20 protein-coding genes and 1 riboswitch are annotated in these 23144 nt (G+C 63.6%); of the genes, 12 read left to right on the top strand and 8 right to left on the bottom strand.

The window, feature by feature from the left end; genetic code table 11:
- Positions 1 to 26: 26 nt before the first annotated feature.
- The 5 genes from dusB to QM707_RS02350 all read right to left on the bottom strand — a co-directional run bounded on the left by dusB (position 27) and on the right by QM707_RS02350 (position 5152).
- Positions 27 to 1040 (bottom strand): tRNA dihydrouridine synthase DusB, encoded by a 1014-nt coding sequence (dusB, locus tag QM707_RS02370; RefSeq protein WP_415000273.1) that lies wholly within the window; start codon positions 1038 to 1040, stop codon positions 27 to 29.
- Between the two features lie 47 nt (positions 1041 to 1087).
- Positions 1088 to 1429 (bottom strand): hypothetical protein, encoded by a 342-nt coding sequence (locus QM707_RS02365; RefSeq protein ID WP_415000272.1) that lies wholly within the window; start codon positions 1427 to 1429, stop codon positions 1088 to 1090.
- A complete protein-coding gene (locus QM707_RS02360) occupies positions 1426 to 2454 on the bottom strand; it encodes a metal-dependent hydrolase (protein WP_415000271.1) in 1029 nt (342 codons plus the stop codon). Before QM707_RS02360 ends, QM707_RS02365 begins: the two co-directional genes overlap by 4 nt.
- 167 nt (positions 2455 to 2621) lie before the next feature.
- On the bottom strand, positions 2622 to 3428 hold the full coding sequence (locus QM707_RS02355) for a UDP-2,3-diacylglucosamine diphosphatase (RefSeq protein ID WP_415000270.1): 807 nt from the start codon (positions 3426 to 3428) through the stop codon (positions 2622 to 2624).
- Positions 3425 to 5152: a lysophospholipid acyltransferase family protein gene (locus QM707_RS02350; protein WP_415000269.1), complete on the bottom strand. Its 1728-nt coding sequence runs from the start codon at positions 5150 to 5152 to the stop codon at positions 3425 to 3427. The genes QM707_RS02355 and QM707_RS02350 overlap by 4 nt, the downstream gene beginning before the upstream one ends.
- 227 nt (positions 5153 to 5379) lie before the next feature.
- Between QM707_RS02350 and metK the strand changes: the two genes are divergently transcribed.
- Positions 5380 to 6600: a methionine adenosyltransferase gene (gene metK, locus QM707_RS02345; RefSeq protein ID WP_415000268.1), complete on the top strand. Its 1221-nt coding sequence runs from the start codon at positions 5380 to 5382 to the stop codon at positions 6598 to 6600.
- Between the two features lie 98 nt (positions 6601 to 6698).
- On the opposite strand, the gene QM707_RS02340 is transcribed toward metK, so the two are convergent.
- Positions 6699 to 7481, bottom strand: a complete 783-nt coding sequence (locus tag QM707_RS02340) for a DUF3667 domain-containing protein (RefSeq protein ID WP_415000267.1) — start codon at positions 7479 to 7481, stop codon at positions 6699 to 6701.
- Between the two features lie 237 nt (positions 7482 to 7718).
- Here QM707_RS02340 and QM707_RS02335 point away from each other — a divergent pair, with 237 nt between their 5' ends.
- The 7 genes from QM707_RS02335 (at position 7719) to QM707_RS02305 (ending at position 17487) form a co-directional block, all read left to right on the top strand.
- The gene (locus QM707_RS02335; RefSeq protein WP_415000266.1) at positions 7719 to 8696 is read left to right on the top strand and encodes a restriction endonuclease; all 978 of its coding nucleotides are present in this window, start codon (positions 7719 to 7721) and stop codon (positions 8694 to 8696) included.
- Between the two features lie 42 nt (positions 8697 to 8738).
- On the top strand, positions 8739 to 10880 hold the full coding sequence (locus tag QM707_RS02330; protein WP_415000265.1) for a type I restriction enzyme HsdR N-terminal domain-containing protein: 2142 nt from the start codon (positions 8739 to 8741) through the stop codon (positions 10878 to 10880).
- Positions 10877 to 12313: a hypothetical protein gene (locus QM707_RS02325; protein ID WP_415000264.1), complete on the top strand. Its 1437-nt coding sequence runs from the start codon at positions 10877 to 10879 to the stop codon at positions 12311 to 12313. The genes QM707_RS02330 and QM707_RS02325 overlap by 4 nt, the downstream gene beginning before the upstream one ends.
- A 44-nt stretch (positions 12314 to 12357) precedes the next feature.
- Positions 12358 to 13107 (top strand): hypothetical protein, encoded by a 750-nt coding sequence (locus QM707_RS02320; RefSeq protein WP_415000263.1) that lies wholly within the window; start codon positions 12358 to 12360, stop codon positions 13105 to 13107.
- Between the two features lie 105 nt (positions 13108 to 13212).
- A riboswitch (S-adenosyl-L-homocysteine riboswitch) is annotated at positions 13213 to 13306 on the top strand.
- Between the two features lie 68 nt (positions 13307 to 13374).
- Complete coding sequence (ahcY, locus tag QM707_RS02315; RefSeq protein WP_415000262.1) at positions 13375 to 14796, top strand: adenosylhomocysteinase; 1422 nt, start codon at positions 13375 to 13377, stop codon at positions 14794 to 14796.
- Positions 14796 to 15809 carry a hypothetical protein gene (locus tag QM707_RS02310; RefSeq protein ID WP_415000261.1) on the top strand — a complete coding sequence of 338 codons (1014 nt, stop codon included), beginning with the start codon at positions 14796 to 14798 and terminating at the stop codon, positions 15807 to 15809. Before ahcY ends, QM707_RS02310 begins: the two co-directional genes overlap by 1 nt.
- 247 nt (positions 15810 to 16056) lie before the next feature.
- Positions 16057 to 17487 (top strand): hypothetical protein, encoded by a 1431-nt coding sequence (locus QM707_RS02305; protein WP_415000260.1) that lies wholly within the window; start codon positions 16057 to 16059, stop codon positions 17485 to 17487.
- Between the two features lie 264 nt (positions 17488 to 17751).
- Here the strand turns inward: QM707_RS02305 and QM707_RS02300 are convergent, their stop codons facing one another.
- Positions 17752 to 18306: a DUF3228 family protein gene (locus tag QM707_RS02300; RefSeq protein ID WP_415000259.1), complete on the bottom strand. Its 555-nt coding sequence runs from the start codon at positions 18304 to 18306 to the stop codon at positions 17752 to 17754.
- Positions 18307 to 18469: 163 nt separating this feature from the next.
- Positions 18470 to 19573 carry a GGDEF domain-containing protein gene (locus tag QM707_RS02295; protein ID WP_415000258.1) on the bottom strand — a complete coding sequence of 368 codons (1104 nt, stop codon included), beginning with the start codon at positions 19571 to 19573 and terminating at the stop codon, positions 18470 to 18472.
- Between the two features lie 108 nt (positions 19574 to 19681).
- Between QM707_RS02295 and metF the strand changes: the two genes are divergently transcribed.
- The 4 genes from metF to QM707_RS02275 all read left to right on the top strand — a co-directional run bounded on the left by metF (position 19682) and on the right by QM707_RS02275 (position 23106).
- Positions 19682 to 20509, top strand: coding sequence for a methylenetetrahydrofolate reductase [NAD(P)H] (gene metF / locus QM707_RS02290; protein ID WP_415000257.1), 828 nt, complete (start codon positions 19682 to 19684; stop codon positions 20507 to 20509).
- Between the two features lie 20 nt (positions 20510 to 20529).
- The gene (locus QM707_RS02285; protein WP_415000256.1) at positions 20530 to 21222 is read left to right on the top strand and encodes a hypothetical protein; all 693 of its coding nucleotides are present in this window, start codon (positions 20530 to 20532) and stop codon (positions 21220 to 21222) included.
- A gap of 135 nt (positions 21223 to 21357) precedes the next feature.
- On the top strand, positions 21358 to 22269 hold the full coding sequence (locus QM707_RS02280) for a branched-chain amino acid transaminase (RefSeq protein WP_415000255.1): 912 nt from the start codon (positions 21358 to 21360) through the stop codon (positions 22267 to 22269).
- 195 nt (positions 22270 to 22464) lie between these two features.
- A complete protein-coding gene (locus QM707_RS02275; protein WP_415000254.1) occupies positions 22465 to 23106 on the top strand; it encodes a rhodanese-like domain-containing protein in 642 nt (213 codons plus the stop codon).
- The last annotated feature ends 38 nt before the right edge of the window (positions 23107 to 23144 follow it).

Here is a 23144-nt window from a genome sequence, read left to right as displayed (position 1 = left end):
GTATCGGCCTTTGGCCTCAACCCGGGCTACGCCGCGACCGGGAATTCCGGCGCGACGCCGGCGATCAGCGCATCGAAATAATCGCGCGTCAGGCGCAGTTGCTCGGCCGACGTTTCGGCGCGATTGACGATGGCGCGAAACGCCTCGCGCTGTTCGACGCTGTGCTCCGGCCGCTCCTTCGCATACCAGCCCAGGTGCTTGCGCGCGATGCGCACGCCGGACTGTTCGCCGTAGAACGCGTGCAGGTGTTCGAGATGTCCGAGCAGGATCGCGCGCACCTCGGCCAGCGGCATCAAGGGCAGCTTCTCGCCGGTCGTGAGGTAATGCGCGATCTCGCGGAAGATCCACGGACGCCCTTGCGCCGCGCGGCCGATCAGCAAGCCGTCGGCGCCGGTCGCCTTCAATACGTACTGCGCCTTCTCCGGCGTATCCACATCGCCATTGGCGAAGACCGGAATGCGCAAAGCCGACTTGATCGCCGCCACCGTCTCGTACTCGGCTTCCCCGGTGTAATGCTGGTCGCGCGTGCGCCCATGCACGGCCAGTGCGGCGATGCCACTGTCCTCGGCGATGCGGGCGATGGCCAGGCCGTTGCGATGCTCGCGGTCCCAACCGGTGCGGATCTTCAGCGTCACCGGCACCTCGACGGCGGCCACGACGGCGGCGAGGATGCGCGCGACCAGGGCTTCGTCGCGCATCAGCGCGGAACCGGCCCAGACATTGCAGACCTTCTTCGCAGGGCAGCCCATGTTGATGTCGATGATCTGGGCGCCGTGCGCGACGTTGTAGCGCGCCGCCTCGGCCAGCTGCGCCGGATCGGTGCCGGCGATCTGCACGCTGATCGGCGCCGGCTCGCCCTCGTGGTCCATGCGATGCAGTGATTTGCTCGTCTTCCAGAAACGCGGGTCGCTGATCGTCATTTCCGACACGCACAGCCCGGCGCCCAGGCGCTTGCACAGCATCCGAAAAGGTTTATCCGTGACGCCGGCCATCGGGGCCAGCACCAGGTTGGGTTCGATGTCGTGGGGGCCGATGCGCATGCGGCGCATGGTAGCCGGCGGCGGCGCAACGCGCCTAGAACAGGCGCTCAGAGCTGGCTCATGATCCAGGCGATGCTGCCCAACACCACCAGCAACACGATCCAGCCACGCAGGCTGACGCGGTCGCCGGGCTGGATCGTGCCGTTGTAATGGCCCTGCGGCGTCGGCCGCGGCGCCAGGTTCGATTCGGTCGCACGCTGCGCGGCTCGCGCCACCGACGCGATCTTCGCGCCGCCGCCGCTTTGCATCTCCTGCTCGGCGCGCGCGATGATCTTCTGCAGCATCGGCGAGTTCAGCACCTGCTGGCGCGTGGCCTCGGGCAGCTTGGACAGCATCGATTCGACCTGCTGCCGGACCTGCGGGGGCAAGTGGGCGAGTGCCTGGCTCATTCGAATTCCTCCCTCGTCGCCTCGTCAGCATGCCAGATGCGACGCCAGATGGCAGGCAAGCGCTCGCGCGCGGCCCAAGGCCACTCCAGTTGTTGCGGCGGAATGGCGTACCAGCGCTGCGTGTCGTGCTGGGCGACGGCGAAACGGAAGGAATAGTCCGGCTCCGAACCCATGCGCAGGTCGCTCAGTACCACCTGGCCGTTGAACACCTCGGCCTTCATGAAGCCGTGGTTGAACCAGGCCAGCTCGCGCACGGCCGGGAAATCCTTCACCTGCGCCAGCACCGCGACATCGCTGGGGTGGTGGCGGAAACGGATCGGCGCCCCGCCATCGGCGACCAACGAGTATTCGCCTTCGACGAAGCCCGCCGGCGTCATCGCCACCACGCGCCAGAGCAAGGTGTTGAACGGCATGGGCGTCACGAAATGCGGCGCGCCATCCAGGCCCGCCAATGCCAGCGACGGCGCAACCACGCGCTCCACCTGCGATTTCGCCACGAGCGACCAGCCGAGATAAGCCACCGCCAGGAACAGGCCGAGATTCAAGGCATGCCCGGCCAGTGGTTTCGCGCGGGCAAAAAAAGCCACGACGCAGCCGATGAACAAAGGCAGCGTGAACAGCGGGTCGATGATGAAGACGCTGCCGCCCATCGTCGGCGCGACCGGCAAGGGCCAGAACAATTGCGTGCCGTAGACGGTGAAGGCATCGGTGAGCGGATGCGCCAGCAAGCAGGCCAGAATCAGCCAGAACCAGCGACGCGGCTGTTCGCGCACCGGCGTCCAATAGCGTTTGAGCAACCACCAGATCGCCAGGGCGGCGAAGGGCAGCAGCAGGAGCGAATGCGTCGCGGCACGATGCCAGGTCATGCGTACGACCGGATCGTCGGACAACAACAGCGGCAGTACGTCGAGATCGGGCAGGCTGTTGACGATGGCGCCGAAGACCAGCGCCGTGCGGCGGTATTTCGCCGGCGCGATGGCGGCGGCGACGGCGCCGCCGAGGAACAGGTGGGTGATCGAATCCATGCGACATCCGGGCGTGCGATGCCACGATGGTATTACAAGCGCCCCGTAGCCCGGGTTGAGCGCCAAAGGCGCGATACCCGGGACCACGACAGCGTCACGCGAAGGTTGCGATTTCTCCCGATGGCGTAAGGCAGTCCCGGGTATCGGCCCGAGGGCCTCAACCCGGGCTACGCTACCAGGCGCAGCGGCGGGCGGCGGCTGTGCAGGCGCACCTGCTCGCTGCCGCAATGGCGCAGCAGGCACAGATTGCCCTCGGCGTCTTCGGTCAAGGCGCTGAGGCTTTCCACCCAGTCGCCATCATTGGCATAGACCAACCCGTCCACCGTGCACAGGTCGGCGCGATGGATATGACCGCAGACGATGCCGTCCAGGCCGCGGCGACAGGCATCCTGTAACGCCGCGTGCATGAAACGTTCGATGTAACGCTCGGCCGCCCCGCTCTGCCGTTTCAGGAAATCGGCGAGCGACCAATAGCGCAACCCCAGGCGCCGACGCATCGCGTTGGCGATGCGATTGCCGTGCAGGATCACGTAGTACAGCCAGTCGCCGAAGGCTTCCTGAAAACCGCCGTACTGCGTCGCCGCATCGTAGTCATCGCCATGCGTCACCAGCAGGCGCCGACCGTCGAGCAAGGTGTGGATCACGCGGCGACGCACACTCATGCGCGGCAGCATCAGCCCGCAGAAGCGGCGGATCGGCCGGTCATGGTTGCCCGGCACGTAGATCAATTCGGTGCCGTTGCGCGCCAAGTTGTGCAGGGCTTCGACCACGCGGTGCTGGGCCGCGCCCCAGACCGCGCGCTTCTCCGCCAGCCACCACAGGTCGACGATGTCGCCGACGAGATAGAGCTTTCGGCAGCGCAGGGTCGCCAGGAAGTCGGCGAGTTCATTCGCATGGCAATGACGCGAACCCAGGTGCACGTCGGAGATGAAGACCGCGCGCAGCATCGTTTCGCTGGCGCGGGCCGGGCTCATGCCGCCTCCCGATCCGACGGCGGCAGCGCCGACGCCCCGCCTTGCAGGTAGCGTTCGCGTTTCTTCGGGCGGACCTGGTGCAGGTCCACTTCGATCAGGCCATCGACCGCGTTATTGAAGTCCGGATCCACGCCGAACGCGAGGAAACGCGCGCCGCCCGGTTCGCAGAGCTCGGTGTACTGCTTGTACAGCGTCGGCACGCGGGCGCCGAGCGCATCGAGGTTCGCCTTCAACACGCGGAAGCTCGCATCGGCATCGAGTTCGCCGAAGACCGGCGCTTCGCCCAGGTAACGGAAAGGCCGTTGCGCGCTCGCTTCACCTGACGCCGTGCCGAAGTAACGCGCGTAATAGGCCACGAGCTGTTCGCGTGCGGCGATGGGCAAGGCCGCGCTGATCGACACCGGCCCGAACAGATAGCGGATGTCCGGATGCCGGCGCAGATAAGCCCCGATGCCAAGCCAAAGATAGTCGAGGCTGCGCGAGTTCCAGTACGTCGGTGCGACGAAGCTGCGCCCCAGCTCCATGCCCTCGGCCAGTTTGGGCAACAGCTTGCAGCCGTACTTGAACAGCGCGGCGGTGTAGAAGCCGGCGAGGCCGCGCTCGGCGTAAACCTTCTCCCCACGCGCCACACGATACGCCCCGGCGATCTCCAGCGCCTCGTGGTCCCAGAGCACGATGTGTTCGTACCAGGTGTCGTAGGCATCGACATCAAGCTTCTTGCCCGTGCCCTCGCCCACCGCGCGGAAGCTCAGCTCGCGCAGGCGACCGATTTCGCGCAACAGCGGCGAATCGGAGGGCAAGCGCCCCGCATGGATGCGCTTGCCGTCCGGCGTGCTGCCGAGCAGCGGCAGGTTGCGCAGCGCTGCGAGCAACATGCCGCGATCGACCGGCGCAATCAGCGGCTCCGGCCCCGGCGGCGCCGTTTCGCGGCGCGTGCCGATCGCATACAGCGCTTGGCGAATCGCCGCCAAAGCGGCCTCGGGTTTCGATTGCTCCGGCACGCGGCGCGGCAGGCCGATGCGCAGGTCGATGCGGCGACCGCGGCGCGCGAACATTTCGCGCGGCAGCAGGGCCGTGCCGAACGGTTTATACAGCGCCGACGCACCGTAGAAGAAACTGGAATTGCGCGCCTGGATTTTCACCGGCAGCACCGGCGCATCGGCCTTGCGGGCGAAACGCAGGCAACCGCGGCGCCAACGCGTATCCGTCACGCCGCGCCAGCCTAGGCGCGAGACTTCGCCAGCCGGAAACACGATCACGCATTCTTCGTTCGCCAGCGCCGCTTCGATCGCCGCGAGGCTGTCGGCGCTCGGCCGCCCGCCGAGGATGCGTAGCGGTAGCAGCAGTTCCTTCAATCCGTCGAGCGCGCAGAGCAGGTCGTTCGCGACGATCTTCACGTCGCGCCGCACCTGCCCCACCAGATGCAGCAGGGCCAACGCATCGATCGCGCCCGAGGGATGGTTTGCAACGATCAGCATCCGCCCCGTCGCGGGAATGCGTCCGCGTTCGACCTGGTCCACCGTATAGCGCACGTCGAGGAAGTCCAGGGCCGCTTCGACGAAGGCGAAACCGGTCAGGTGCGCATTCGCGTCCAGAAAGGCCTGCGCGTCCTCCAGGCCAGCGAAACGCCCGTAGCCGCGCCAGAGCGGGCGGATCAGTCGGCCGCGCCGTCCGGAGAACCAGCGCGGGAAGCGTTCGGCCACCTGGCGTTCGAGCGAGAGCATGCGCGGGCCCGTCATTGGATTGGGCGCAGGCTAGGCAGTGGCCCTGACAGGCGCATGGCAGCGGCGCGACAGCCGTGTGACAGCGCCGGAAACCCCCGCGCCGGGCGGCACTGGCTTAACATCGGTGCAACGCCCGGGGCGCCAAGATGCACCCCTGCCCCCGGGCGTGTATCATTCCGCCTCCCAAAATCCATCCTTTCATCCGAATCAAAGGATATAGACCTGAAATGAGCAGCTACCTCTTCACCTCCGAATCCGTTTCCGAAGGCCACCCGGACAAGATCGCCGACCAGATCTCCGACGCCGTTCTCGACGCCATCCTGGCGCAGGACAAGCGCGCCCGCGTCGCCTGCGAAACCATGGTGAAGACCGGCGCCGCCATCGTCGCCGGCGAAGTCACCACCTCGGCCTGGGTCGACATCGAAGCGCTCGCGCGCAAGGTCATCAACGACATCGGCTACGACAATTCCGACGTCGGTTTCGACGGCCACACCTGCGCCATCATCAACATGCTCGGCAAGCAGTCGCCGGACATCAACCAGGGCGTCGACCGCAAGAAGCCGGAAGAACAGGGCGCGGGCGACCAGGGCCTGATGTTCGGCTTCGCCTGCAACGAGGCGCCGGAATTCATGCCGGCCCCGCTGTATTACTCGCACCGCCTGGTCGAGCAACAGGCCAAGGTCCGCAAGAACGGCAAGCTCAAGTGGCTGCGCCCGGACGCGAAGTCGCAGGTCACGCTGCGCTACGAAGGCAACAAGATCCTCGGCCTCGATGCCGTGGTGCTGTCCACGCAGCACGACGAAGACATCAAGCAGAAGGCGCTGGTGGAAGCCGTGTACGAGCACATCCTCAAGCCCGTGCTGCCGAAGGAATGGCTGAAGGCGCTGCCGAAGTCGAAGATCCACATCAACCCGACCGGCAAGTTCGTCATCGGCGGCCCGGTGGGCGACTGCGGCCTGACCGGCCGCAAGATCATCGTCGACAGCTACGGCGGCATGGCCCGTCACGGCGGCGGCGCGTTCTCGGGCAAGGATCCGTCGAAGGTGGACCGTTCGGCCGCTTACGCCGCGCGCTACGTGGCGAAGAACATCGTCGCGGCCGGCCTGGCCGACCGCTGCGAAGTGCAGGTCAGCTACGCGATCGGCGTGGCGGAACCGACCTCGATTTCGGTGACGACCTTCGGCACCGGCCGCATCAGCGACGAGAAGATCGAGAAGCTGATCCGCAAGCATTTCGACCTGCGCCCCTATGGCATCACCAAGATGCTCGACCTGCTGCACCCGATCTATCAGCCCACCGCGAGCTACGGCCACTTCGGCCGCGCCCCGGTGCAGATGGAATACGTCGGTGCCAACGGCAAGAAGGAAAAGGCCACCGCCTTCTCCTGGGAAAAAACCGACCGCGCCGACGCCCTGCGCAGCGATGCGGGCCTGAAGGGCAAGAAGTAAGTCGCTGCCTTTGTAGGAGCGACGCAAGTCGCGACCGCTTCAACCTCGCGTCAAACAAACGGGCCGCTCACGCGGCCCGTTTCTTTTTTCGCGATTGACTACGCCCGACTCAAAAACACCGACGCAATCGCCAACTGCCCGCCGATCATGCTGATCATCACGTCGGCGCACAGGATCAACAGGCCGCGAAACACATTGCCGGCCCAGCCGCCGCCATACACGCGCCGGTCCGCCAGCACCGCCCACCACAGCAGCCAGAGCATGCCCACGCCGGTCACGCCGCCAAGGGCGGACGGGTAAGCCTGCGCCGAGGCGTAATACAGCAGCGGCGAAGCCAGCAGGTAGATCACGTAGTCCGCGCAGTAATAATGCGCGGCGAACACCAGATGCCGCCCGATCGGCAGGCGCCAATGCAGCAGCTTCACTAACAAGCCGAGGAAGAGCACGCCGGCGAAACGATAGAACGCCGTCCAATCGCTGATGCGTTCGGAGATGGCCGGGTCATTGAACATCCCCCGCACCGCCTCGGGCATCGCCTCCGGCGGCGCACTGCGCGCCTGCAGCAGCTGCGCCTGGAAGTAGGCATCCCAGGCCAGCAGGAAGAACAGCGCGCTCATCACCAGGTACAGGCGCAGCGGCGGCAGATAGGCGCGCCAGCGGTACTGCAGGTAGGCCAGCGTCAGCACCCCCGGGCGGAACAGGCCCAGCACCGTGCGCCACAGCCGCGAATCGCTGCCCGACACCTCGGTCCACAACTCCCGCGCGAACGACTTCAACGTGAAATCCGCCGCCCGCGGCGCCCGCTGCCCGCAGGCGGCGCAGTAGTCGCCTAACAGCACGGCGTCGCAGGAGGGGCAGGGGGTGATTGCGGGGTTGGTCATGGGGGCTTCCGTGTCAGACATAGTGTAGCCGCCCTATCTAGGGTCACGGCGGAGGAGACTCTGTAGGAGCGACGCAAGTCGCGACCGACCAACTGGGCATGTGACTTGGAACACACGGAATGGGCTGCGAAATCAGCTCGGTCAACCTCCCATAGCGAGAGCCAAGCCCCTCGCCCCTTATGCGTCAAGCCGGGTATCCTTCGGGATGACCGGGGGTGGGTGATGGCGAATATGTGGATGGTCCGCGGCGAAGGCGGAACGCTCTATGACGAGTTCCGGGAAAAAGGCGTAGCCGCCATCGGCTGGTGGCAGTTGGCGCCGCACGCCAAACCCGGGGTCACCCGCAAGCAATTGGCTGCGCATTTCGCGCAAGCCGAACCAGGCTTCAAGTCCGGCTCCATCATCTCCGGGGCATCGCAGGTCTGGCGTTTCGTCAACGAAATCGAAGTCGGCGACCACGTATTGACCTACTCGCCCGCCAATCGCACCTATCTCATCGGTGTCGTCAAAGGCGCGACCGAACTGCACATGGAGTGGAAGGACGAAGGCATGTCCCTCGTGCGGCCGGTCGAATGGAACGCTCAGGAGGTCCAGCGCGACGCTTTGTCGATGTCGACCAAGAACAGCCTTGGCTCAACCTTGACCGTCTTCAAGGTGCCTGCCACAGCGGCCAAAGAAATCCTGGCCGGCCCCAAGCCCAGCGCCCCCGCTTCCAATGATGCGCACGCTGACACGGATGCCAACGAAACGGCCATCGACATCGAAGAACAGGCACGCGAACAGATCAAGGACATGGTCGCGTCTCTGGAGCCACGCGAGATGGAACAGCTCGTCGCCGGCATCCTGCGTGCGATGGGCTTCAAGACGCGCGTGTCGCCGATCGGCCCCGATCGCGGCAAGGACATCATCGCTTCACCCGATGGCTTCGGTTTTCGTGACCCGCGCATCGTCGTTGAGGTCAAACACCGCAGCGGACAGATGGGCAGCCCTGCGCTGCGCAGCTTTCTCGGCGGCCGTCACCCGGGCGACCGCGGCCTCTACGTAAGCACCGGCGGCTTCAGCAAGGACGCTCTGTATGAAGCCGAGCGGGCGCAAGTGCCGATGACGTTATGGACGCTCGACGATCTTGTCCGAGCATTGGTCGAACACTATGACCAGACGGATGCAGAGACCAAGCGAATGGTGCCGTTGAAGCGCGTGTACTGGCCGGCATAGTCTTTACCCTCTTGCTCCAATGCTCTTTCCGCAAGGTAATGCATGACCACGACACTTTCGGATCTGTTGAAAGACAGCGCCTACCGCCTCGATCAGTTCAAGCACGAACATGTCGCCGCGCTGGAGGCCGGGATCACGCTCAAGGAGGCAGGCAAAGCCGCAGCGCCCTACCTCGCCTGCCTGGTGCGCGGCAAGCCCATCAAGCTCACGCCGGAAGAGGCTGTGCGCCAGCTCTATCTGCGCGTGCTGCATCTTGATCTTGGCTACCCCGTCAGCCGCATCGCGGTAGAGTACGAAGTCACCTTTGGCCGCGAGAAGAAACGAGCCGACATCTGCATCTTCGACAAGGACAAGGCATCTGCGCCCTACATCCTGGTCGAGCTGAAGAAGCCCAAGCTCAAGGATGGCAAGGAGCAGCTCAAGAGCTACTGCAATGCCACTGGTGCCCCGATGGGCGTGTGGACAAACGGGCAGCAGATCTCTTACTACCACCGCAAAGACCCGAACTACTTCGAGGACATCCCGCGCATTCCGAGCTGCCTGGAGAAGCTCTCTGACATCCTCTCCGAGCGCTGGACCATCGACGACCTGATCAAGCACGACAAACTGGTCAACGAGCGCAAGTCCCTCAAGGACCTGATCCTCGAAATGGAGGACGAAGTCCTGGCCAACGCCGGCGTGGATGTGTTTGAGGAGCTGTTCAAGCTCATCTTCACCAAGCTCTACGACGAATTGGAGAGCGGCCGCGACACGAAAAGGCACCTGGTTTTCAAGAACTACGGCGACACCGAAGCCGAGCTCAAAGCCAAGATCCAGGATCTATTCGAGAAGGCGAAAAGAAAGTGGGAGGGCGTCTTCCAAGAGGGTTCCCGCATCGAACTCACACCCAGCCATCTGGCCGTGTGCGTGGCCTCACTCGAAAAGGTCAAGCTCTTCAACTCCAACCTCGAAGTCGTGGATGACGCGTTCGAGTATCTCATCAACAAGTCCAGCAAGGGCGAGAAGGGCCAGTACTTCACGCCGCGGTACGTCATCGACCTGTGCGTGAAGATGATGAACCCGCAGGAGCATGAAACCCTTATCGACACCGCAGCGGGCAGCTGTGGCTTTCCGGTTCATGCCATCTTCCATGTGTGGCAGCAGATCATGAAAGAGCAAGGCTTGAACAAGAGCCACCTCTTCACGACGGAGAAAAAGCCGGTGCGCTGCGAGGACTACGTGCGCGACAAAGTCTTTGCGATTGACTTCGACGAGAAAACCGTTCGCGTTGGCCGCACGCTCAACCTCATCGCCGGCGATGGTCAGACAAATGTGCTGCACCTAAACACGCTGGACTACGAACGCTGGGATGAGAAAACCAAGGACGAAGCCTGGCTCGATGTGTACGGCGAAGGCTGGAAGCGCCTTCGCAAGCTGCGCGCGGCCAGGGAAGAGAACCGCGATTTCCAGTTCGACATCCTGATGGCGAACCCGCCCTTCGCGGGCGACATCAAGGAAACTCGCATCCTCGCCAAGTACGACCTGGCCCGCACTGTCAGCTTCGACAAGACCGCCAAGGTGGACCCTGACGACAAGAACATCGTCGATACCATGATGCGTGCACCCACCTTCCCGGAAGCGTTACACGCCAGCCACGAGGTGATCTACAAGATGGCCGACGGCACCTTCCGCAAGGTCAAGGTCAAGCACCAGACAAACGTGGGGCGCGACATCCTGTTCATCGAACGCAACCTGCAGTTCCTCAAACCCGGTGGCCGCATGGCTGTGGTGCTGCCGCAGGGACGTTTCAACAACGCCAGTGACAAGGCGCTCCGCGAGTACATCGCTGAGCATGGCCGCATCCTGGCCGTGGTGGGCCTGCACGGCAACGTGTTCAAGCCCCATACCGGCACCAAGACAAGCGTGCTCTTCGTGCAGAAGTGGAACAACGATCCGGCCAAGGGTCCGCTGTGCCCGAAGAGAATGGACTATCCGATCTTCTTTGCCACCATGCGCGAGCCGAGCAAAGACAACTCAGGCGACAAGATCTACCGCGCCGACTCGGACGGTAAGCCGTTGCTCGACGGTCACGGGCACCTGATCGTCAAGCATGACCTGTTCAACCACGAAGGGTTGACTGGCGACGGCATTGCCGAAACGTTTGCCGAGTTCGCCAAGAAAGAGAACTTGAGTTTTTTTCGATGAGCCCCTTCGACAAGGCGCGCTATGAACGCCTGTTGGAGGGGCTGGAGGCTTCAGAGGTCAACCTCTGCGAACTCGAGAACGAGATGACGATAGGTTCGGAGTACTACGGACCGACCTATTCAGTTCCGATTGAGCTCTTGAATAAGTCTGGCTACACGTGTGAGCCCATCGAATCTATTTGCAGCCTTGTAACCGACGGGGACCATGGTAGCGCCGACTACGTCGATGATGGAGTCGCATTCGTGCTGAGCGAAGCGATCGAAGAAGGATGGATCAACAAAGCAAAGTGTCGCTACATTTCCTCTTCTCACGCCAAGACACTGTCTCGGTCTCGGCTCGAAACCGGCGATGTGTTGGTCACCAAGACTGGTGTCTACTTCGGAAAAAGCACAGTTGTCGATCAAGATTTCAGGGGCGCAAACACAATTGCGCATGTCGGCTTGCTGCGTCTGCGCAGAGATGCGGGCTTTGACCCTCACTATTTCTCAACGTTCCTGAACTCGCGATTCGGACAGGCGCAACTTCGCCGCCGCGGAATCAAAGCCACCCGACCAGAGATCAAGCTCCTCGAGTTCCGGGACATCGTGGCACCGAAGCTGTCTGGCGAGATGCAGGGGCAGGTCAAAGCGACAGTTCTTGCTGCACTTAGCCAGCGCAAGAAGGCCGAGTCCGCTCTTGATCACGCAGGCGACTTGCTGATGAATGCTCTTGGCTTGCATGTCTGGACACCGCCCGAGCCTCTGACCTACGTGCGCACTAGCCTGGAGGCTGTCGCGGCGGGCCGTTTAGACGCGCAGTACTTCCAACCCCGCTTCGCTGCCCTGGCAACCATGATGGCGACCAAAGGCAGCTGCGAGCGCTTGGGCGACCAGCTGCTTTTCAATTCTCGCGGAAAGCAACCGGAGTATGCATATGCGGGATTGCCAGTTATTAACTCCAAGCACGTTCTGCGCAACGAGGTTCGCCACAACGACGACAATCGCCACGCGATCTTTGATGACGACAGCTTGCTTATTCAATCCGGTGACGTTTTGCTCAACGGGACCGGAGTTGGCACCATAGGACGCGCAGCAGCCTACTTGCATGATGTCTCCGCGCTGCCCGACAACCACGTCACGATCTTGCGCCCGAACAACACACTGGATCCGGTCTATTTGGCGGTTTTTCTCAACTCGTTGGCGGGGCAACTCCAGGTTGACCAGCGACTACGCGGTTCATCGGGGCAGATTGAACTCTATCCAACAGATATCGCCGAGTTTCGAGTATGGGTGGCTCCCAAGGCACTGCAGCTGGACATTCGGCGACTAGTGGAGGAGAGCTTTGCTCACCGTCAGGGGGCCACCCGCCTCCTCGACGCCGCTAAGCGCGCGGTCGAGATCGCCATTGAAGATGGCGAGCGGGCCGCCCTTCGACAACTTCGGGAGCCCCTCTGACCATGCCGAATACCTTTATTGATAGTCGCGAGGCTTGGCTGAGAATGTCGGAGATCGACTATCTCGGCCAGTTCGTGAAGGTCTGGCTGGCCTTCAATGCATGGTATCGAAGCGCATACTCGGAAACGCAGGACCGGAAGATCATCAACGAGCTGAAGTGGAATTCGAGTCCGGTTGGCAATGTGCTGCGCCCCTTGATTGAGACCATGTCTGAAGATGCCGAACAATTTCGGAGCGACATCGGCTTTCTTCATCATCGACTTGAACATTACGAAATCAACACTGGAAAGGACGAGGCAAAACGCAGGATTACCTTTAGAGGGATCTACTTAAATGATCGGCCGCCGCGCATCGAGCAGGATAGCTCGTATGGCTACAACTTCAAGATCGAGAGAAAACAGAACGGAACTGTCGAATCTTCAGTTCTCAACAAGTCCGGAGTGCCAGTTCTGTCGTATACGCAGGCGAAGCACGACCTAAAGGACCTGTGTGCGCAACCTAGCTTTGCCGCTCTAAGAACTAATCAGCAAAGCTGTCTGAGGGAGCTATACGAACAAGCGGCGCCAAAAGAGATTGCAGACCTACTGAACACAACCAGGAGCGGCACCTCGATGAAGTGTGGCTCGTATACTTTCTATTGCAGTCGAGAGGAGTTATTTGCGGGAGTGATCGAGGCCGTTTACTTGATGCGTTGCCATCTCTTCCATGGCGAGCTCTCTCCCACGCGCCAAGCCTCAGAGTGCTACGAACCCGCCTATCGTATCGTCAGACGATTCATCAATTGCGTCTCATAGACCCTCCCTGCCCCGCCCACCCCCGCCGCTTCGTATTTGTCGGATTTTCGGGACTGCGAGTAAGGCGGCAAGCGGCTATAATCCCGCCCGGCCCGCCAGGGCCACCCCCCCGAGGGGCGCTGCAACCCCGGTCCGCGCAAGGCGGAGACCCCGGGACCAGGCTCGGGGGCGGTACCCGTACCAACGGCGCCCGTTAACAGAGGCAGCGCGGTTTACGCCGCATCCATGGCCCATTCCGCCGCGATGCCTCGCAACGGAGCTAGAACAATGAACGCTGTGACCAATCTCACACCCGACCACAAAGTCGCCGACCTGTCCCTGCACGAATGGGGCCGCAAGGAAATCGATATCGCCGAGCAGGAAATGCCGGGCCTGATGTCGATCCGCAAGAAATACGCCGCCGGCAAGCCGCTCAAGGGCGTGCGCGTGACCGGCTCGCTGCACATGACCATCCAGACGGCGGTGCTGATCGAAACGCTGAAGGACCTCGGCGCCGACGTGCGCTGGGCTTCGTGCAACATCTTCAGCACGCAGGACCACGCGGCCGCCGCGATCGCCAAGAGCGGCACGCCGGTCTTCGCCTGGAAGGGCGAGACGCTGGAGGAATACTGGGACTGCACGCTCGATGCGGTGACCTTCCCGGGCGGCAAGGGCCCGGAACTCGTCGTCGACGACGGCGGCGACGTCACCCTGCTGATCCACAAGGGTTACGAGCTCGAGAAGGGCAGCGACTGGGTGAACACGCCCAGCGGTTCGCACGAAGAGCAGATCATCAAGAATCTGCTCAAGCGCGTCGCCAAGGAGCGCCCGGGTTTCTGGACGAATGTGGTCAAGGACTGGAAGGGCGTGTCGGAAGAGACGACCACCGGCGTGCACCGTCTGTACCAGATGCTCGAACAGGGCAAGCTGCTGGTGCCGGCGATCAACGTCAACGACTCGGTGACGAAGTCGAAGTTCGACAACCTGTACGGCTGCCGTGAATCGCTGGCCGACGGCCTGAAGCGCGCGATGGACGTAATGCTGGCCGGCAAAGTGGCCGTAGTCTGCGGTTACGGCGACGTCGGCAAGGGCAGTGCGCATTCGCTGCGCGCTTACGGCGCCCGCGTCGTAGTCACCGAGATCGACCCGATCAATGCGCTGCAGGCGTCGATGGAAGGTTTCGAGGTCAACACGGTCGAGAGCACGCTGGGCCGCGCCGACATCTACGTCACCACGACCGGCAACAAGGACGTGCTGACGCTCGAGCACATGCAGGCCATGAAGGACCAGGCCATCGTCTGCAACATCGGCCACTTCGACAACGAGATCCAGGTCGACAAGTTGAACGCCTCGGGCGCGACCAAGCTCAACATCAAGCCGCAGGTGGACAAGTACACCTTCGCCAAAGGCAACAGCATCTTCCTGCTGGCCGAAGGCCGCCTCGTGAACCTTGGCTGCGCCACCGGCCACCCGAGCTTCGTGATGTCGAACTCGTTCTCGAACCAGACGCTGGCGCAGATCGACCTGTGGGCGAACAAGGACACGTACGAGGCCAAGGTTTACATCCTGCCGAAGAAGCTCGACGAAGAAGTGGCCCGCCTGCACCTGGAAAAGATCGGCGTGAAGCTGACGGTGCTGACCGACGAGCAGGCCGCGTACCTGGGCGTGGCGAAGGAAGGCCCGTACAAGCCGGAGCATTACCGCTATTGATGGTTGGGGGTTCGTGGTTTGTGGTTGATGGGAACGGGCGCCGCGAGGCGCCCGTTTTCTTTGGGGGACAACGACAAAACGATCATGCATTCCCGGGTATCGCGCCGATGGCGCTCAACCCGGGCTACCATCCCCGTATGACGACTCCCATGCCGCGCTGGCTCAAATTGACGATGCTGCCGATCCTGGCGGCCACCGCGTTCTGCATCGATTTCGAAATCCAGCACCGGCTGGCGCGGTTCGGGTTCGATAGCGACTTCGACGCGTACTCCTCCCATCTCGTCATGTTCGGCAAGCTGGTCGCCCCTTTCCTGGCGGCCCTCGCCATCGCCTACCCGGTCGCGCGCCTGTATGGCCGGAACTGGCTCTTGGCGAGCATGGGCATCGCCCTGCTCTTCCTGACGGTCCATGTGGACTCGTTCTTCGACCGCGAAGACCTGGGCGGATTCGTCATCATGATGGTGACGCCCTTCTGGTTCGCGTTATTCCTAGCGGCCTTGTCGGCTGGCCTGCATCGGGCCATGCATGAATCGCGCTTGGTCGTTGCACCGATGCAGGAGAGCGAAGACGCGCGCGACTTGGCCGATCCGACGGCATTGAAGTTGATGCTGCTGCCGATATTCGTCGTCGGGCTGTTCCTGATACATGACTTCTGGCAGCCATTTGTGCAGAAGATCGGCTTCCTGCCGACGACGCGTACCGGCGACCGCGTGGGCATGCTATGTGCCGGCTTCGTCGGACCGGCCTTGCTAGCTCTGCTTGTTGCGCCCGCGGTCGCCAGGATCTACGGCCGCCATGCCCTGGTCGTCGGTGCCATCGTTCCGTTGCTGACGACCGGATGGTGGGTGCTGGCCTACTTGAGAGAAGACTGGAGCTTCTATGTGCGTGCGATGTATCTCACCGAGATCCTCACGCTGACCGTCGGCTTACCGATCGTCGCGTGGTGGGCGGCGCGACGATTCAAGGGCACGCGCTTGGCCGTCGATCCCGAGCCAGGAACGAGTGCGGAGTAACGAGAAGCGGGCGCCGCGAGGCGCCCGTTTTCTTTCCGTGCCCATGTAGCCCGGGTTGAGGCGAAGCCGATACCCGGGAACCATCGCGACGCAACCGGCGGCCCCGGGTATCGCACCGATGGCGCTCAACCCGAGCTACGTAGAATTCGGAGACACCTCGCGGTCCCGGGTATCGCGCCGATGGCGCTCAACCCGGGCTACGACTTCGGAGTAGAGTGGGGCCAGCCTTTCGAATGGGGGATTCGGAATGAGCGGTTCTCGAACTGTCCGGGCAGGTCTGTTGTTGGCGGCTATTGCGCAAGCGGGCGCACAAGCCCAGACGGACCCACGTGCGAACGACCCGCGCGTACGCGATGTGAATGCGTACTGCCGGGCGGAAGTGGATGCCTACAGTCGCCACAACAACGCCGTCAACCAGTTCGATAACTCGCAGCAAGCGCTGTACTCGGTTACCTACCACGAGAGCCCGCTCAACGCTGCCGCGCGCCAACAGTTGCAAGGCCTCGTGCGAGGCGATGAAACGGCGCTGCCGATCGGCGAAGAGAACGCCGCCAGATCGCGACGGTCCGGCGACGAATCGATGGCCACCTGGTATGAGGGCGGCGTGCTCGCCACCAGGCTCAAGATATGCATAAACCGTTTCCTGCTCGAGGATCGGCATGTCGCGGGCGCAGAGGAATTCCGTCGCGGTTTCGGCAAGGGCGGCGGCAAACCCGCCGCGAAACCTGCGCCTGCACCCGCAATGGCGAAGTCGCCTGCCGCGCCACCGTCACCCCCTGTGCCCGTCGCTCCCCCGCCATCACCTCGTTTGAGCTACGGCCAGCGCTTGCGTCAGGCGTGCGCCGACGAGGTGGCCACCCACATCGGAGCCAGCCCGGACGATCCGTCCGTCCAGGGGTTCATGGACCTCTGGTACAAGGACTACGCCTCCGCGGACGCCCGGTCGGCGACGGAGGCCGCTGAGCTGGCGCTATGCCCCAGCGCGCAAAAGGATCCCGTAGAGCGTTGTATCGCGCAGGAGCATTTGGCCTATCGACGAGAACAGGGCAAAGCCCTTCCTGCGCTGGACGAACGGCAACAGAGCGAGCGATGTTCGCAGCTGCTCGCGTTGAGCGTGGTCAAGGCCGAACTCGACTTGTGCCAGATGGGCTATGACGCCGAGAGCTACCTGCAAGGAAAGCCTCCCAGACAGCTCGACTGCAACGCGATCAGCGAACGCGTGCAGGAAGCGCGCGAGGTCGTCGATTCGCGGAATGGCCGCGAATGCAAACTGCTGACGCCGCAGGCCGATGGCAGCACGCGCTACCAGACCGGCCGCTATCGCGAAGGCCAATGCGTGATCGGTGGGCCCGATGCGCCGCATCGCGCCGACCTGGAAGCCACGCATTGCGTAGCGATGGTGCAACTGGCCAGCGGCGATTCGAAGATCAGCGGTGGCGGCCAGGTGATCGCCAACAACTGCGGTCGCGTGGTGGAAGTTTCGTGGTGCCTGAAGGGCAAGGAATGCGAGACCGAAATCGGCGGCGGCGCCTGGACGCTGGCCGCGTCTGGCATGGGCTCCTCCTACCCCGTCGCCGTGGGCGAATACCTGTACGGCGCCTGCTACGGCAAGAACAGCATCGAACGCGTGAAGGGCAGCAAGGGCCTGGAGTATCGCTGCCAGGAAGCACCGGAGTAGCGGGGAGCGAGGAACGAGTGGAGAGGAGTGAGGAACGAGAGACGGGCGCCGCAAGGCGCCTGTTTTCTTTGCGCGACACATAGCCCGGGTTAAGGCAAAGCCGATACCTGGGAACCAGCGCACAGGAACGAGTGCAGAGTAACGAGGAACGAGAGATGGTTGCCGTTAACGGTTGGTGATGTGTTGTTCGTGGTGGTGGTAAAGGCGGAAGCTCCGCGTCGCCCGACCACCACCAACCACCAATCACACACCATCAACCAGAACTCACCGCCAATTGGCGTGTTTCGACCAGAACTCGACGCTGCGCGCATAGGCAGCACGGTCGATAGCCACACCGCTGCCGCCTTCTTCGACGCCGAGGGCGTTGCGCAGCATCGTGATCGGCACCATCGGGATTTCGTCCGGCGTCATCGTGTACAAACAGCCGACGATGCCCCAGTCGGCGTCGATGGCCGTGCCCTCCTTCGCCAACTGCGCGCGGTCGTACAGGATCGGCAGCAGGTAGTTCGCGACCGGCGGTTCTATGCCTTCGAACCAACGAACCAGTACCGCGAGTTCGGCCGGCGTGCGCGCTTCGTAGGCGCTGCGCAGTTTTCCGCGATTGCCTTCGTCAATGGCGATCACCGAACAGCGCGTGGACGTCCAGTTGCGATGCGCATGCAGCCGACAGAACGGCGCATAACCTTCCATGATGCGTTCGGGGGTTTCCGCGTTCAGGCGCTCGACGAATTGTTCGGCCGTGATGTCCTGGATGGCGGTGCGACGCCCGTCGCCCGGGAACAGGCGGCGGCGCGCGAAATCGGTCATGGCGATGGACATTGAGGGGCGGTTGATAGTTGGTGGTGAGTGGTTGATGGTAAGTGCGGTTAGCTACGACTACCAACCACGAACCACAAACCATCAATCTGTTTGAGCGGTTGATGGTAAGAGCGTTTGGCTACTACCACCAACCACCAACCACCGACCACGAACCACCAACCTTTCACGCCAGCTCCAATCTGTTCCGCCCGGCCTGCTTCGCGCGATAGAGCGCCGCATCGGCGGCGGCGTAGAGCGCATCGCCGTCGCCGTGGCGTTCCGGCTGGAAATACGCGAGGCCGAGGCTGATCGTCAGTACGACATGCTCGCCATCGCTGGTACCGATGCGCAGTCGCGCGACCTGTTCGCGGAAGGTTTCGGCCATCTTTTCGTAAGCCGCTTCGCCGCGCAGCAGCACGCCGAATTCCTCGCCGCCGAGACGGGCGACCAGGGCATCGGCGGGGAAACACTGCCGCATGATGGCCGCGACCTGGCGCAGGCACTGGTCGCCGGCGGTATGGCCGTAGCGATCGTTGATGGCCTTGAAATGATCGAGGTCGGCGATCAGCAGGGCCAGTGGCACCGTGGTCTCGATGCAGGCGGCCAGCCCCTGCTGGAAATGGCCGCGATTGGCCACGCCGGTGAGCGCATCGGTGCGGCTTTGTTCGGCGAAGCGGTCGCGCTGTTCGCGCAGCTCCTGATCGAGTGCGAGCTTGCCTTCGTATTCGCGATGGCTGCGGCCTATCACGGCGACGAGATAGACCAGGGTCAGCATCAGCACCATCGCCACACCCGGCGCGCGGTTCTGCAGCAGCACGACCGAGAGCATCGGCACGAAGACGAGGCTGGTGCCGAGCAGGGAAAGACGCGGGTTCACCGAGAACACTTGCGCGAAAGCCATCGCCAGCGAAACCGTGGACAGCAGGGTCACCGCGTTCGCGCGGCCCAGGGCGGGTTCCAGCAAGGACCAGGCCGCGACCCAGCCCCAGACGCCGCCGGTGGTGAGCAGGATGGCCCACTGCCGACGCAGGCTCGCCGCCGCGCGCGTCGACGGGTCGCGCCGGTACCAGGCGCGCACGAGCAGCCGCAGCACCCACAACAGGATGAAAACCAGGCTGAGCAGGGCGGCGGTACGGGCGCTGCGCTCCCAGACGTCGCCGATCCAGGCGACGATCAGCCAGGACAGCAGGTAGAACACGCCGCCCAGCATGGCGCGCTCGTGCAGATCCTCGGCGCGTTGCCGAAGCGTGGGATTGGCGTGCGTGGCGGCCGGGTCCCCTGGAACCATGGGCCGAGGATGTCACGCGAGCCGGCCCGCGCCTAGCGAACTATCGCATATATCCTTTTATCGCGAACAAGAGATATATTAGCCCCAGACGTTCCCGCCCTGCCTGTCATGACGCCAGCCATCAGTTTTGAGTTCTATCCGCCGAAGACCGACGAGCAGCGCGTCCAGCTCGACCGAACGGCACGCAAGCTCAAGGCATGGACGCCGGATTTCGTCTCGGTGACCTTCGGCGCGGGCGGTTCGACCCTCAGTTACACGCCCGATGTGGTGCGCGAACTGCGCGAGACGCACGGCTTCGACAGCGTGCCGCACCTGAGCTGCATGGGCGGCACGCGCGAGGAGATCCGCGAGCTGCTGCGCCTGTACCGTGCGCTCGGCTGCACGCAGCTGGTGGCGTTGCGCGGCGACCTGCCCTCGGGCATGGCGCGCATGGGCGACCTGCGCTACGCCGGCGACCTGGTGTCCTTCATCCGCCAGGAGCAGGGCGACCATTTCCGCATCCACGTCGGCTGCTATCCGGAAATGCACCCGCAGGCCGAGGACGCACTGGCCGACCTGGCGCATTTCAAGGCGAAGATGGACGCCGGCGCCGATGCGGCGATCACGCAGTACTTCTACAACGCCGACGCGTATTTCCATTTCGTCGAACAGGCGCGACGCGCCGGCGTGGATGCGCCGATCATTCCCGGCATCATGCCGATCTCGAACTTCAGCCAGCTCAAGCGCTTCTCCGACGCCTGCGGCGCCGAGATCCCGCGCTGGATCGGCAAGCGCATGGCCGCCTTCGGCGACGATGCCGACAGCATCCGCGAATTCGCCGCCGACCTGGTCGCGCGCATGTGCGAACGCCTCGTCGCGGGCGGCGCACCGGAGCTGCATTTCTACACGCTGAACCTCGCCAAACCCACCGAGGCGGTGCTCTCGCGCCTGCGCTGAGGGCGCGCTAACCTGAGCGGATGCTCCGTCTCGTTGCCGCGCTGTTCCTGCTGCTCGCACCGGCCGCCCTCGGCCTGGGGCAGGCGAACGCGCAGACTGGCATCCATCGTTGCGTCAATGCGCAGGGCGAGGCGATCTTCACCGACCGCGACTGCAGCGAGATGCAGGCGATCGATCGCCCCTCGCCGAACGCCGTCGTCGGCAGTAGCGGCAGCGTCGCCGCCGCACGCAGTTGCGCGCTGAGCCGCGACGACCTGTTGTACGGCGTGCGCGCCGCGCTGGAAGCCCAGGACGTCAACAAGCTGGCCGCCTACTACCTGTGGACCGGCATCGGTACGCGCGAGGCCTATGCGCTGATGGATCGGCTCTCGCGTTTCAGCGAGCAGCCGCTGATGGACGTGCAGCTGGTGATGCCGGAGCGCCGCGACGATCCTTTCGCCGAACGCGACGATACCGTCGACACCCCGCCCCTGGCCCTGCCCGGCCCCTTGACCGACACGCCGGCCGATGCGAGCGATCCCGAGACGCCGAACTCCGCCGAGCAGAGCCTGCGGGAGGAGTCTCCGCTTCTGCCGGCTCCGCCGCCGGCGCGGCGCGGCCCGGGACCGCGGATGATGCGCGTGGACCAGACGCGAGCCCAGGACGACGCCGGTTCGGTCATCACCTATTTCCGCATCGTGCCCTCGGCCGGATGTTGGTGGATCCGGTACTGAGGAAGGCGGTGGATGGTGTGTGGTTCGTGGTTGGTAGTGAAAAGCGCCTTGCTAGCTAGGCTCTCACCATCAACCGTCAACCACCAACCATCAATCAGCTCGGGTAAAATGCCGGTTTTCCCGGAGCCCGACCCCATGCGCTATCCCGACCATATCTGGCACAACGGCGAGATCAAGCGTTGGCAGGACGCGACCGTGCACGTGATGGCGCACGGCCTGCACTACGGTTCCTCCGTGTTCGAAGGCATCCGCTGCTACGAAACGAACAAGGGCCACGCGATCTTCCGCCTGACCGAGCACAACAAGCGATTGTTCAACTCGGCGCGCATCTACGAGATGCCGATCCCGTACACGCTCGAGCAGATCAACCAGGCCTGCCGCGACGTGATCAAGGCGAACGACCTCGGCCAGTGCTATCTGCGCCCAATCGCCTATCGCGATCTCGGCGGTTTCGGCCTGTCGGCCGATTGCCCGACCTCGGTCGCCGTCGCCGCCTGGAACATGGGCCGCTATCTCGGCGCCGACGTGATCGAAGCCGGCATCGACGCCTGCGTGTCGAGCTGGCAGCGTTTCGCACCGAACACGATTCCGGCCGGCGCCAAGGCCGGCGGCAACTATCTTTCTGGCCAGTTGATCGCGCGCGAAGCGCGTCGCCTCGGTTTCGGCGAAGGCATCGCTCTCGCGTCCACCGGCCTGCTGTCGGAAGGTGCGGGCGAGAATCTCTTCCTCGTGTTCGACGGCGCCCTGCACACCACGCCGGTCAGCGCCGCCCTGCTCAACGGCATCACCCGCAACACGATCATGACGCTGGCGCGCGACAACGGCATCACGGTGATCGAGCGCGAGATCCCGCGCGAATACCTGTACCTGTGCGACGAACTCTTCATGTGCGGCACGGCGGCGGAAATCACCCCGATCCGCTCGGTCGACGGCCGCGCCGTCGGCACCGGCAAGCCGGGCGACGTGACGCGCCGTATCCAGAAGCTGTTCTTCGGCCTGTTCGACGGCACGACGCCGGACAAATACGGCTGGCTGGAAGCGCTGTAAGCGGTGGATGGTGGGTGGTTGGTGGTTAGGTTGGAAGCTGATCCCGGCACTTCACCACCGACCACCAACCACGAACCATCAACCAACCTAACCCTCCGCTAAACGACACCCGCAGCCCTCTCTGAACCACACGCCCGTTCACCCGGTCGGACCGGCATTGCAGCTATGCCGTTTTCCCCGTCCCGGAGGCGTGTCATGAGCTTGAGCGCGGTGCTGGTCTCGTTGTTGCTGGTCGCTACCGATACTCCCCTCGCCGAGGCCGCGACGATCGTCGGCCCCGACGCATCGGCCTCCGAAGCGGCGATGGAGCTGCCCGCGCCGCCCGGCGCAGTCGGTCCCGAGGAATACGTCGATGAAGCGGTCGCGGAGATTCCGAACCCGGCGATCGACATGCCGCGTTTCCTGTCGGTCGCGGAAGCAGCGGCCGAACATCGGCTTTCGCGGCGGATCAGCGAAGAAGACTTCCTGCGCATGGCCGCCGAGCCCGGCACGATCGTGCTCGATGCGCGCAGCGCGCAGCGCTATGCGCAGTTGCACGTGAAGGGCGCGATCAACCTCAGTTTCCCCGACATCACGGTGGAGAGTCTGGCAACGCTCATTCCGGACAAGGAAACGCGCATCCTGATCTACTGCAACAACAACTTCACGGGCGCACCCGAGCCCTTCCCGACCAAGATGGCCAGCGCCTCGCTGAACCTGTCCACCTACGTCTCGCTGTACGACTACGGCTATCGCAACGTGTACGAGCTGGGCCCGCTGGTGGACGTGAAGGAATCGAAGCTGACGTTCGAGGGCAGCGCGATGGAGGCGCTCGAACTAGCGAACGGTGACGCGTAGGGTGGGCCCTGGCCCACCGACGCTTTCGCGAAGATGTG

Origin of the sequence: Arenimonas sp. (genome assembly GCF_047602345.1) — a bacterium.
Classification (GTDB): domain Bacteria; phylum Pseudomonadota; class Gammaproteobacteria; order Xanthomonadales; family Xanthomonadaceae; genus Arenimonas.
This window is presented reverse-complemented; position numbering and strand designations above follow the sequence as displayed.